Here is a 12,461-nt window from a genome sequence, read left to right on the forward strand (position 1 = left end):
GCCGCCTTGCTGTCTCATGCTCCGCTGCCTGCACGGGGGAAGAACCGCTCCTCGTATCAGTCGACTTCGGTGCCGCCGGCGGCGTGCATCAGCGCCTGCATGTCGATGTGGTCCAGCGTCACCAGACACAGTCCGGCCGCCGCGGGAGCGGTCACGGTGAGCAGGCGCTGCTCTCGACCGGGACGGTGGGCAGGTGTGACACCGCACGCGTGAGAATCCGACAGGACCCCCGGACCACGGCGCTGAGCCAGGCAACGGTTCGTGCCTGTCTCCCGGGCACGCGAACGCCGCTCTCTCGCTGACCGGGCCTCGCCGATCCTCTCGACTGCGGGACCGGCAGTTCCGAGCGCGAGCGCGAGCGCGGCGGGCCCGAGGAGGTCACTGCAGCTCGATGTCGAGCCGTGTGCGCAGCTGGTCCAAGGTGATGCCGTAGGTTTCCCGCACGTGGACGCCGTCAGGCCGCAGGTCGAAGGTGGCGAGTTCGGTGTAGACACGGCTGACGCACCCGATGCCGGTGAGCGGGTAGGTGCACTGCCGGACCAGTTTGGGCGCACCGGACTTCGTGAAGAGCGTCATCATGACGTAGACGTCCTTGGCTCCGATGGCGAGGTCCATCGCGCCGCCGACGGCGGGAATGTCATCGGGTTCGCCGGTGTGCCAGTTGGCCAGGTCGCCGTGCTCGGAGACCTGGTAGGCGCCGAGTACGCAGACGTCGAGGTGGCCGCCGCGCATCATGGCGAAGGAGTCGGCGTGGTGGAAGTACGCCGCTCCCGGAAGCTCGGTGACCGGGACCTTGCCGGCGTTGGTGAGGTCGGGGTCGATTTGGGCGCCCTCGGCCCTCGGCCCCATGCCCAGCATGCCGTTCTCGGTGTGCAGGACGACGCCGAGTTCCTCGGGCAGGTGGTCGGCGATCCTGGTGGGCCGGCCGATGCCGAGGTTGACGAACGCGCCGGCCGGGATGTCCCGCGCGACCACGGCGGCCACCTCGTCCATGTTGAGCGGACGGCCGGTGGTGACCGGCGCAGCGCTCCCGGACGCCGAGCGTGACGCGTCGGTGGCGTCGGTGGTCATCGTGCCCCCTGAACGGTGTAGTGGCGGGTCTCGACCGGGACGACGCGGTCTACGTAGATGGACGGCGTGACGACCGCCTCCGGGTCCAGTCCGCCGAGCGGGACGAGCTCGTCGACCTGAACGACCGTGGTGGCGGCGGCGGTCGCCATCACTGGGCCGAAGTTGCGGGCGGTCTTGCGGTAGACGAGGTTGCCCATCGGGTCGGACCGGTGTGCGGAGATGAGGGCGTAGTCGCCCTTGATCGGATACTCCAGCAGGTGGTCCCGCCCGTCGATGGTGCGCACCTCCTTGCCTTCGGCGAGCGCGGTGCCGACCGCGGTCGGGCAGTAGAACGCTCCGATCCCGGCGCCGGCGGCCCGCATCCGCTCGGCGAGGGTGCCCTGCGGAACCACCTCCAGCGCGACCTTCCCCTCGCGGTAGAGCGCGTCGAAGACGTAGGAGTCGACCTGCCGCGGGAAGGAGCACACCACCTTGCGGACCCGGCCGGCCGCGAGCAGCGCCGCCAGCCCGACGTCGCCGTTCCCGGCGTTGTTGGACACGATGGTGAGGTCCTTCGCGCCCTGCCGGATGAGGGCCTCGATGAGGTCGAACGGCATCCCTGCGAGACCGAAGCCGCCGACGAGGACCGTGGAACCGTCCTCGATACCGGCGACGGCCTCGTCGGTCGAATCCAGCACGGTCGCGCGGCTCACTTCGCCACCTCCAGGTTCTCCAGGACGACGGCCAGGCCCTGGCCGACGCCGATGCAGATCGCGGCCACGCCGTACCGCTCGCGGCGCTCCCTGAGGACCGCGGCCAGGGCCCCGAGGATCCGGCCACCGGAAGCGCCCAGCGGGTGCCCGATGGCCAGGGCGCCACCACGCTGGTTGACGATCCCGGGATCACGCAGGCCGGCCGTGAGCCAGGCGTCGACGCAGGCCAGCGACTGGACCGCGAATGCCTCGTTGAGCTCGACCGCACCGACCTGGTCCCAGGTGATCCCGGCGCGAGCGAGCGCTCGGTTGGCGGCCTCGACCGGTGCGTAGCCGAATTCCCTCGGGTCCAGTGCCATCGCGCCCCTGCCGACGATCCGGCCGAGCGGGTCGCGGCCGACGGTCGCCGCCGCTGCCTCGCTGCCGAGGAGCACCGCGGAGGCGCCGTCGGAGAGCGGGGAGGCGTTTCCCGCCGTGATGGTGCCGTCCGGCCGGAACGACGGCTTCAGCGCGGCGAGCTTTTCGGGGGTGGAGTCCGCGCGGATGCCCTCGTCGCGGACCAGGTCACCGACCGGGGTGACCAGAGCGTCGTAGAAACCCTCCTCCCACGCGCGGTGCGCGAGGCGGTGGGAGCGGACGGCGAACTCGTCCTGACGCTCGCGGGAGATGCCGAAGCGCTCCTGGAGCTGCTCGTTGCACTCTCCCAGCGAGACGGTCCACTCCTTCGGCATCCGCGGGTTGACCAGCCGCCAGCCCAGAGTCGTGGACACCGCGGTGACGTCGCCCGCGGGGAAGGGCCGCGCCGACTTGGGCAGCACCCACGGCGCCCGCGTCATCGACTCGACACCGCCCACGAGAACGACCTCGGCGTCGCCCGTCTCGATCGATCGGGAGCCGGCCATCGCCGCGTCCAGGCTCGAACCACACAGCCGGTTGACCGTCGTGCCGGGCACGCTGGTCGGCAGGCCGGCCAGCAGCGCGGCCATCCTGCCGACGTTGCGGTTCTCCTCGCCGGCGCCGTTGGCGTTACCCCACACCACCTCGTCGATCGCTGCGGGGTCCAGCGCCGGTGCCTGCGCGAGCACGCCGCTGATCGCCGTGGCGGCCAGGTCGTCGGGCCGGACGCCGGCCAGCGCGCCGTTGAACTTCCCGAACGGCGTCCGCGTGGCGGCGTAGAGGAATGCACTGTTCATGATTCGACGCTAGACCGCGCAGCCCATATGGAGAAGTATCCATATCCCGCTCGATTGATATCCTGAGGCTATGGATCTGCGTCAGTTCCGGTACTTCCTCGCCGTCGCGGAAGAACGCCACTTCGGGCGTGCGGCCGAGCGGCTCCACATGGCCCAACCACCGCTCTCGCAGGCGATCCGGCAGCTCGAGGGCGAGCTCGGCGTCGCCCTGTTCCACCGCACCACACGCCGGGTCGACCTCACCGACGCCGGCCGCGCCTACCTCGACCGGGTGCGAGGCATCCTCGCCGAAGTCGACCAGGCCGCCGACCACGCACGCCGGGTCGCCGCCGGTTCGGTCGGCCACCTCACCCTCGGCTGTGTCGGCTCGGCGACGTACAGCCTGCTGCCTACGCTCTCGCGTCACCTCGCCACCGAACTGCCGGGCATCGACTTCTCCTTCCGCGGGGAGATGCTCGTCCCGGATCAGGTGGAGGCGCTGCGCGGCGGCGCGATCGACGTGGCCCTGCTGCGCCCGCCCGCCGCCGGCCCGCCGCTCGCGGTCCACACCCTGCGCCGGGACCGCCTCGTGGTGGCGCTTCCGGCCGATCATCCACTCGCGGCGAAGAGCCGGGTGCGCGCCGCCGACCTCGCCGGAGTCGACCTGATCACGCACTCGGCGGACCGTCACTCGGTCATGCACGACGTCGTGCTCGGTGTCCTGCGGCGCGCCGGCGTCGAGGCGCACATCCGGCACGAGGTCGGAGAGACCTCGACGCTCATCACCCTCGTCGCCGGTGGCCTCGGAGTCGCGATCGCGCCCGAGCCGGTGACCGCGCTCGCGCTCGACGGTGTCGCCTACCGGCCCCTGGTGCGCCCGGCAGCGGCGGTCGAACTCGCCGTCGCCCACCGTGCCGACCGCCACGAGCCCCACCTGGTTCGCGCGGTCGAGGTCATTCGCCGGCTCTTCTGAGATCCAGCGTTGGCTTTGTCCCACCTGCTGCTCGCGCTGCTGGAGGCGGCGACGGCGGGAATGTGGCGCTTACGGATGCCGCTTTTGTAGGCAATGTCCGCAGGTATTTGTGCGGAGATTATGGACATGGCGTCGCCGTATCCAGGGTGTCCGCCGAGGAATGTCGGCCACTTGTCCATCCCGGCGGACCGACACCCCTTTCCATGGCCCCCCACCTGGCAGCCACCGGCGTACCGCAGATGGGTGATACCGGTCCGCACACCGAGGTCGGAGCGGTGCTGTCCGTCGCATGAACGAGGTATTCGAACGTCGATCACCGACATCACCCAGGGAATTCGTTGACGCGCACGAAAGCATTGCCGACGCTTTCTTCCATAACGGAGGATCGGCGGGACTGGGGAACTTCTCATGAAGACATTCGTGCATCGCGGCCAGGTCACCAAGGTGGTGTTCGGCAGCGGCGCGCGCCGCCGTATCCCCGAAGAGGTCGATGCCCTCGGATGCCGTCGGGTGCTCATCCTGAGCACACCTGGTCAAGTGGACCGGGCGGCGGAGATCCGCGACCTGCTCGGTACCGCGGCCGTGGGGTCCTTCGCCGAAGCGGCACCCCACACCCCTGTCGAGATCACCGAGGAGGCCGTCGCGTACTCCGGGACCGTAAACGCGGACTGCGTGCTCGCCGTGGGCGGTGGATCGACCATCGGCCTCGGCAAGGCGATCGCCGTGCGGACCGGTCTTCCGCAGCTGGGGCTACCCACCACCTATGCCGGCTCGGAGATGACCCCGGTCCTCGGGGAGACCGAAGGCCGCAGAAAGACGACCCGGCGGCTGCCCGAAGCACTGCTCGACACAGTGGTGTACGACGTCGACCTGACGCTCACCCTGCCCGTGGCGGTATCGGTGGTCAGCGGCATCAACGCGATGGCGCACGCAGTGGAGTCGCTCTACGCACAGGACCGGGATCCGGTCGCCTTTCTGCTGGCCGGTGAAGCCCTCGATGCCCTCGCGCGAGCCCTTCCGGTCATCGCTCGGCATCCGGAGGACGGCGAGGCGCGAGCGGATGCGTTGTACGGGGCGTGGCTGGCGGGCATGTGCCTCGGCACGGTGGGCATGGCCCTGCACCACAAGGTGTGCCATGTGCTCGGCGGCACGTTCGGACTTCCGCACGCCGAGACCCACGCGGTCGTCCTGCCGCACGTGGTCGCCTACAACGGGCCGTCGGCCCCGGAAGCCATGGCGCGCGTGACGCGCTCGCTGCCGGGGGAGGACGCCGCGAGCGGTCTCTTCGACTTCGCCGGGCGGCTCGGCGCCCCCAGGGCACTGCGGGACCTCGGCATGCCGGAATCGGGCATCGACCAGGCGGCCGAACTCATCGTGCGGGACGGCTACTGGAATCCGCGACCCGTGGATCGGGCCGCGGTCCGCGCCTTCCTCACCCGCGCCTGGGCAGGGGAGCCGCCGTACACACCACCCGCCGACGAACATCCCCGGTCCCGTTCCAGCACTGAACACTCAACCACCACAGGAGCGCGCCGTGCGTGATCTGACCAGCGACACCATCACCGAGGCTGTGATCTCGACCATGCGGGACACCAAGGACTCCCGTCTCGCGGAGATCCTCGAATCGCTGGTGCGGCATGTCCACTCCTTCGTTCGCGAAGTCCGGCTGACGGAGGAGGAGTGGGCCCGGGGAGTGGACTTCCTGACCCGTACCGGGCAGACGTGCACGCCGACGCGCCAGGAGTTCATCCTCCTGTCCGACGTACTGGGCGTCACGACCCTGGTCGACGCCCTGAACAACCGGCGCCCCGCCGGAGCCACGCAGAACAGTGTCCTCGGCCCCTTCTTCAGGGACGACCGGCCGCAGCACCCCGACGCCGCCGACATCTCCGGAGGCCTGCCGGGTATCCCACTGTTCTTCGAGGGACAGGTCGTGAACCGCGAGGGAGCGCCGGTGGCGGGCGCGGCGGTGGACGTCTGGCACAGTGACGCGGAAGGCCACTACGACGTGGACGTACCCGGCCGGGTCGACCCGGCCATGCGCGCTCTGCTCCGGACGGACGAGACCGGACACTTCAGTTTCCGTTCCATCCGACCGTCCAGCTACCCCATACCCGGTGACGGGCCGGTCGGTGAATACATGAGCGCGACCGGCAGGTCCCTCATGCGTCCCGCACACGTGCACCTCCTGATCGACGCTCCGGACTTCCAGCGCGTGACGACCATGCTCTTCCCTTCGGACGACCCGCACCTGGACGCGGATCCGGTGTTCGGGGTCAAGGAGTCGCTCGTCCAGTCCTTCGACACCTACCCGGCCGACGCCGGACCCCGCCGCGGGCTGACCGACGGGCCGTACACCGTGCTGCGCCACACCTTCGTCCTCGAACCCCGTCCCGCGGACTGATCTCCACGGTCGCCACACGCACCGTCGGGAGGCGGTCATCCATGAGGAGCAGCGACCCTGGTGCAACGAGCGGTGCCCTGCCCCGGTTGCCCAGCCACGTCATTCCCCGACCGAGACTGGTCCACAGGATCCATCAGTTGCTGGACCGGTACCCGGTGCTCGTCATGGCGGCTTCGGCAGGGTCGGGCAAGACGACCGCCGCGGTCCAGGCCGTCCGGGAACTGTCCAGCCCTGTCGCCTGGGTGTCGCTCCCGGGGCTGCCCGGCGATGCCGGCCCCGGCGGCGGTGGCCCCGGCGGCGGTGGCTCCGGCGTCGGCCGGCCGGCACTCACCCGCCTTCTCGAGGCAGCCGTCGAGCCCCATGTGCCGGCCGTGGCGGCCGAACTGACGGCTGCACTGGCGCCAGGGCGTACAGCGGCTGAAGCCGGCGCCCTGCTCGCCAGGCTGCTCGCCGGCAGGGATCTGGTGCTGGTGCTCGACGGCGTGGAGACGATCGGTGGGGACACCGACGCGGCGTGGCTGCTCACCGCACTGGTGGGGAGCCTGCCGGAAGGGCCGCGGCTGGTACTGATCTCCCGACAGGATCTGCCGCGGAGCCTCGGGGGTCTCGGCGATGTCCATCGCGTCGTCTTCCTCGAGGACGAGGATCTCGCCTTCGACGTGGCCGAGGCCGCCGAGTGCCTTCGGGGCATCGGCCGAGACACCGACCCCCGCCGACCGGTCGACACGATGGGGGGCTGGGTCACCGGAGTCCTGTACGACTGGTGGGACGCCGACTCCTCCGTTTCCGCCGTACAGCACGATCGCCTCGCGGTCGAACTGCTGGCTCAGCTCACGGCCGCGGAGGCGTCGCTGCTCGTGCGCACGAGCCTGCTGGACGACGGTGTGACGGCCGAGCAGGCGAACGCCCTCGGACTGCCGTCGCCGGACCGGACGATGGCCGCCCTGCGCGGCCGGCGGCTACCGCTCGCCTGGTCCCCCGACGGCAGCACCATGGTCGCCCTGCCGCGGTTCCGCCGGTATCTCCAACGCGAGGTCCTTCGCCTGGACGAGGACTCTCTGCGTGCGTTGCGGCGGGCCTACGCCACGTTGCTCCAGGGCAGGGGGCGCCACGAGGATGCCGTGGCCGAACTGCTGATGAGCGGCGACACCGACACCGCCCGACGCGCCGCGGAACGCGTCCTGCCCGATGTACTGGGCCGACTCGACCTCGCGACCGCCGAGAGCTGGCTCGACCGCATGCGCCCGGCGCCCCGGCCGCTGACACCGAACTTGGCCGCGGCGGGGCTCCACGTCGCCTTCGGACTCGAACAGTGCTGGCGTGGCGCGCACTTGGCCGAACATCACGGTCGAGCGTGGTGGAGCGAACTCGCCGGACAACCCGGGGGCGCGGAGGACCTGGCCCTGCTGGTGTGGTGTCTGTGGCACGTGGGGAGCACCGACGGGGCGCGCGAGATCCTGCGCGTCATGCCTGCGGGGCACCCGCACGACATCGCCACGGCTCTGCTGGCTCTGGCGGACGGCAGCACGCCCCGGCTTGCCCCGGACCTTCTCGACGGCGTCACAGGACCCCTTGAGGCCATGGCGACACGCATCGCCTTCATGAGCGGGCAGTTGCGCCAACTGCAGGACCACTCGCCCGGCGCCCGGCACAGAGCGGCGGGCGCGCCATGGACGGTCGCCGCGGCTCGCGCCGAGGGACGTGTCTTCCAGGCGGAGCAGGCGCACGCGACGCTCGGAGACGGACAGCGCCCCGTCTGGCTGGCGGCGATCGAGACCGCGGAGCTGATGTCCGATCTCGGACGCCGGGACGAGGCATGGGCCGCACTTCTGGCGGGCCGGGAGCGGATCGCAGCGACCGGTTCCCGCGTGTACGAGATCCTCAGCCTGCTCCTTGAGGCAAAACTCGCCCTGCGCCTGGATCGTGATCTGCCGCGAGCGGCTCGGGCGCTCGCCGAGGCGGAGCGCCGAGGGTGCGCGCGCTACGCGTTCACCGCGGGACTGGCGGGCACCTGGCACGGGCTGGAGCTGCTGCTGGCCGGTCGCGACCACGACGCGGTGCCCCACCTCACCACGGCGGTTTCCGCAATGCGAACGGGCCATGGTGGTCTGGCACTTCCGATGGCGGCCGTCTACTTGAGCGAGGCGTTGTGGCGCACCGGCGACGAGGACGGCGCGGATGCCGCCGCCGACCTGGCTCTGGACGTCGCCACGGCCCAGGGCACCCGCAATCTGCTGGTGCAGGCCCTGGAGGACATGCCCTCCGTCGCCGTGCGCCGGGCCGACGCGCAACCGTCACACACCTCGCGCTGGCACGAACTGGTGTCCGCTCTCTCGACCGCGAGACCGGTGAGTGGGTGCGCTGTCCCCCGACTGACGCTCCAGGACCTCGGCCCGGTGCGGCTGGTCGCCGATGGGCGGGAGCTCCACCCCCGTCTGGCCAAGAGCGTCGAATTGCTCGCCTTCCTCGTGTCCCGGCCCGCGGGGAGCGCGAGGCGCCAGGACCTCCTGCGGGCGCTCTTCCCAGGGCGGAGCGACGCCACGGGGCGCAGCTACCTCAGGCAGGCCGTCTACCGGCTGCGGGAGGTGCTGCCCGACGGATTGTCGCTCCTCCAGGATCGTGATGTGTACACGCTGACGCCGGCGTCCGCGGTCACTAGCGCCTCAGGGACCCTGCAGCGACTGCTGGCAGAAGCGGCACGGCAGGATGGCGAGCACCGGTGGGAGACACTCCAGTACGCGCTGAGCATCGCCGAACGCGGCTCCTACTTCGACTCCCTCTCGACACACTGGCTCGACACCAGGCGCGCCGAACTCGATGCCGCGCTCCTGCAGGCCCGCGTGGACGCGGCGACCGTGGCACTGCACCTGGGCCGCGTCCGGGAGGCCCGTCGGCTCGCCCGTGCCGTACTGGACAGCGATCCCTACCGTGAACAGGCCTGGCGGCTCGCCCTGATCGCTGCGGAGGCGGCCGGATCGGACGATGAACTGCTCGACCTGTACCGCGCTTATCTGCGCGCCATGAAGGAGATCGAAGTGCCGCCGTCCGCGGACCTGAGACGCCTGGTCGACCGACTGCGCCGGTGAGCCGGCAGACCGTGCGGCCGTCCGGTGACGTCCGGCGCACGATGCGATTTCTCCGCCGTTAACAGCTGGCGGTGCACGCTTCCCACAGGCATGAGGGCCCAACTCCCTTCAATGGAGGTCCCGATGATGGAAACCCTTGACACGACAGCCGATTTCCGGGCCACGATGAGCCGGCTCGCCACGGGTGTCAGCGTGATCACCACGTTCTCCGGAAGCAACCCCATCGGCATGACGGCGAGCGCCGTCTCCGCCCTCTCCCTGGACCCGCTCCAGCTGATCGTGTGCATCGCCAACCACCTCTACACGCGGACCGCGATCGCGGAGCACGGCCGCTTCGCCGTCAACGTCCTCGGCGAGGGCGGCGAGGCCCTGGCACGGAACTTCGCCGCGTCCAAGCCGGACAAGTTCGCGGGTGTCGAGACCGTCGGCGACCACGGGGTGCCGGTGTTGCGGGACGCCATCGCGGCTGTCGTGTGCGACGTCGCCGAGGCGCTTCCCGGCGGGGACCACACCATCTTCGTGGGTGACGTCCGCCACTGCGTGCACCAGGCGAACTGCCGGCCGCTGGTCTATTTCGCGGGAGGCTTCGGCGCACTCAGGGATCCCCGATAGCCCATGGCCGGAGCGTGGTGAGGAACCGGAGTTCATCGAGCCGTTCCTGCCGACCGGCAGGAACGCCGAGGACGGAACTCTCCGGCACCTGTGGCAGCGGCCCGAAGGCGGCCGCTGCCAGCCCTCGGCCAGGCCTACCACCGCGATGCCCCCACTCCGCGAGACGAGTCATGACCCTGGATTGCCCGCTCGTCCCAACGACCCCACGGAAGGTGCCATGACCAGCGCCGTGCCGACGTTCAAGCTGTGTCCTCCGGCCCAGCCCCCGCATCTCCTGACACGCCCGCGTCTGCTGCGCCGGCTCGAGGCTGCGACCGAACCCGTGGTGGTGGTCTCCGGTCCGGCCGGTGCCGGGAAGACGGTTCTGCTGGCCGAGTGGTCACAAGGCCGGGCGGCTCGCGGAGAGTGCGCCTGGCTCAGCCTGGACGCCCACGACAACGCACCGGGCCGGCTCTGGGCCGGCATCCTGCGCGCACTGCACCACGTACGGCCGACATTGTCCGCCCGTCTGCACAGCGACGAATGGACACTTGACGCATGGCTCGAGGAGATCCTGCCGAGCCTTGTGACCGGCCTGGACACGGAGGAACCGCTCACACTGATCCTCGACGGGCTGGAATCCATCACGGACGCCGGCGCGGTCGGCAGCCTGGCGGACTTCCTCACGAGGATCCCCCGAGGCTTCCGCGTCATTCTGTCGACCCGGCACGTCCCCGGAAGTCCCCTTCCGGTGCTGCGCGCCCGTGGACTCGTCTCCGAGCTCGCCCCGCACGACCTGGCCTTCACCGCCGACGAAGCACAGGCGGTGCTCACCGATCTGCTCGGTTCCGCTCCGACCGCCGACACCGCGAACGCGCTGTACGAGGCCACCGAGGGATGGGCGGCGGGACTGTGCATCATGGGGCGTGCCCTCGCCCGTCCGGCGAACGGGGCTGACGGGGAAGGGAGTCCGGTCCGTGGCAGTCAGGCGGTCAGCGAGTACCTGGCCACCGAGGTGCTCCACCAGCTCACCACCGAACAGCGCGAGTTCCTGCTGCGCACCAGTGTGCTCGACGAGCTGAGTGTCGGACCGTGCCAGGCCCTCGCCGGTGACCGGGCGGGCGTGCTGCTGCGCGAGCTGGCCCGGACCGTGCAGCTGCTCGTGCCCCTCGCCGGCGACCCGTCGGCGTTCCGGCATCACCGAGCACTGTCCGCGCTGCTGTCCGAGGTGCTGATGCTCCAAGGACCCGACACCGTCGCATCCCTGCACCGGTCCGCGGCCCAGTGGTACTCCCGGCAGGGGGAGACGACTGCGGCCGTACGGCACTGGGTGCTGGGCGGCGACGAGTCCGCGGCCGTCGCGTCGATTCTCGACGGCTGGCAGAAGGCGATCTCACCCGGCCGGGGTGCCGACATCTCGCATTGGCTGGAGCTCCTGCCGCCCCGCATGGTCGCCGCCGACGCCAGGTTGTGCGTCGTGGCCGCGATGGCGGCTCTCTCGCAAGGCGCCCCGGAAAAGGCCCTGCGCTGGCTGGACGTGGCGCAGCTCCGTCAGAGGGGACCGCAGACGGTCGGCGAAGGCAGCTCGGTGTCCGATGCGGCGGCCGTCGCCGAGGCACTGGCCTGTTGTCTCAAGGGCGAGGTCCTGACCGCCGACCGCCTCGGCGAACTCGCCGTCGCCGCCACCACGCCGTTGACCTCATGGCGTGCCCTGGCCTGTACGGTCCGGGGCACGGCGCTGCTGTGGAGCCGCCGGTACGAGGAGGCGGAGGCGTTGCTCGGCGAGGCGACCCGTGACGCGCATGCCGCAGGGCACGGTCTGTCGCTCGTCCGCGCACTGGGTCTGCGGGCGATGTGCGCGCTGCTGGCCGGACAGCACGAGCAGGCACGCATGCTGAGCGACGAGGCCCTCCAGGCGGTCGCGACGGCCGGTCTGGACGGGCACTTCGTCGCTGCGCCCGCCTACGTCGGCCGGGCCGGCCTGCTCATCGAAGAGGGACGTATCGAGGAGGCCGCTCGGGTTCTGGCCGGTGCGGAAGCGGCGCTGGCGGGCTCGCCCCGGTTCGGAGGCGAGCCTCACGTACGCGCCCTGTGCCACTTCGCCCGGGCGCGACTCGAGAGCGCCCGGCACAACGCCGACGCGGCGCGGGCGGCCCGCGACGCAGCCGAGCGGGCAGCGGCTCGGTGCGAGTCGCCAGGGGTTCTGACGGATCTGCTGGAGCGAGTCGGCCGGGACACGGTCGTGAAGCCCGCCGTGCCCGGCCCCCAGGACCTGTCGGCGAGGGAGCGCCGGGTTCTGCGTGCCCTGTGCGGGCCGCTGACGCTGCGCGAGATAGCTTCCGAACTCTACGTGTCCCACAACACGGTCAAGACACAGGTACGAGCGATCTTCCGCAAACTCGACGCCCACGACAGAGACGGAGCGGTCGCACGGGCCCGGGAGTGCGGCATGCTCTGACCCGGGCCCGCGCC

At 70.9% G+C, this 12,461-nt stretch carries 9 protein-coding genes; 6 read left to right on the forward strand and 3 right to left on the reverse strand.

What is annotated here, in order from left to right; all coding sequences use genetic code 11:
• Positions 1-378: 378 nt before the first annotated feature.
• Genes OO52_RS33780 through OO52_RS33790 form a run of 3 tightly spaced genes read right to left on the reverse strand, consistent with a single transcriptional unit; the run spans position 379 to position 2,956 of the window.
• The gene (locus OO52_RS33780) at positions 379-1,071 is read right to left on the reverse strand and encodes a 3-oxoacid CoA-transferase subunit B (protein WP_030938817.1); all 693 of its coding nucleotides are present in this window, start codon (positions 1,069-1,071) and stop codon (positions 379-381) included.
• Positions 1,068-1,763, reverse strand: coding sequence for a 3-oxoacid CoA-transferase subunit A (locus OO52_RS33785; RefSeq protein ID WP_030938818.1), 696 nt, complete (start codon positions 1,761-1,763; stop codon positions 1,068-1,070). The genes OO52_RS33780 and OO52_RS33785 overlap by 4 nt, the downstream gene beginning before the upstream one ends.
• Entirely contained in the window at positions 1,760-2,956 is a 1,197-nt protein-coding gene (locus tag OO52_RS33790) for a thiolase family protein (protein WP_030938820.1), read from the reverse strand. The genes OO52_RS33785 and OO52_RS33790 overlap by 4 nt, the downstream gene beginning before the upstream one ends.
• 70 nt (positions 2,957-3,026) lie before the next feature.
• Here OO52_RS33790 and OO52_RS33795 point away from each other — a divergent pair, with 70 nt between their 5' ends.
• From OO52_RS33795 to OO52_RS33820, 6 genes are all read left to right on the forward strand, one after another.
• Entirely contained in the window at positions 3,027-3,908 is an 882-nt protein-coding gene (locus OO52_RS33795) for a LysR substrate-binding domain-containing protein (RefSeq protein WP_030938822.1), read from the forward strand.
• A 408-nt stretch (positions 3,909-4,316) separates the two neighbouring features.
• Positions 4,317-5,450, forward strand: a complete 1,134-nt coding sequence (locus OO52_RS33800; protein ID WP_078877123.1) for a maleylacetate reductase — start codon at positions 4,317-4,319, stop codon at positions 5,448-5,450.
• Positions 5,443-6,312 carry a dioxygenase gene (locus tag OO52_RS33805; RefSeq protein ID WP_030938826.1) on the forward strand — a complete coding sequence of 290 codons (870 nt, stop codon included), beginning with the start codon at positions 5,443-5,445 and terminating at the stop codon, positions 6,310-6,312. The genes OO52_RS33800 and OO52_RS33805 overlap by 8 nt, the downstream gene beginning before the upstream one ends.
• A 137-nt stretch (positions 6,313-6,449) precedes the next feature.
• Entirely contained in the window at positions 6,450-9,398 is a 2,949-nt protein-coding gene (locus OO52_RS54055) for a BTAD domain-containing putative transcriptional regulator (protein ID WP_051847889.1), read from the forward strand.
• Between the two features lie 123 nt (positions 9,399-9,521).
• A complete protein-coding gene (locus OO52_RS33815) occupies positions 9,522-10,010 on the forward strand; it encodes a flavin reductase family protein (protein WP_030938831.1) in 489 nt (162 codons plus the stop codon).
• A gap of 217 nt (positions 10,011-10,227) precedes the next feature.
• Positions 10,228-12,447 carry a helix-turn-helix transcriptional regulator gene (locus tag OO52_RS33820; RefSeq protein ID WP_030938834.1) on the forward strand — a complete coding sequence of 740 codons (2,220 nt, stop codon included), beginning with the start codon at positions 10,228-10,230 and terminating at the stop codon, positions 12,445-12,447.
• Positions 12,448-12,461: the final 14 nt, after the last annotated feature.

The organism is Streptomyces flaveolus (genome assembly GCF_000716535.1).
Lineage (GTDB): Bacteria > Actinomycetota > Actinomycetes > Streptomycetales > Streptomycetaceae > Streptomyces > Streptomyces flaveolus_A.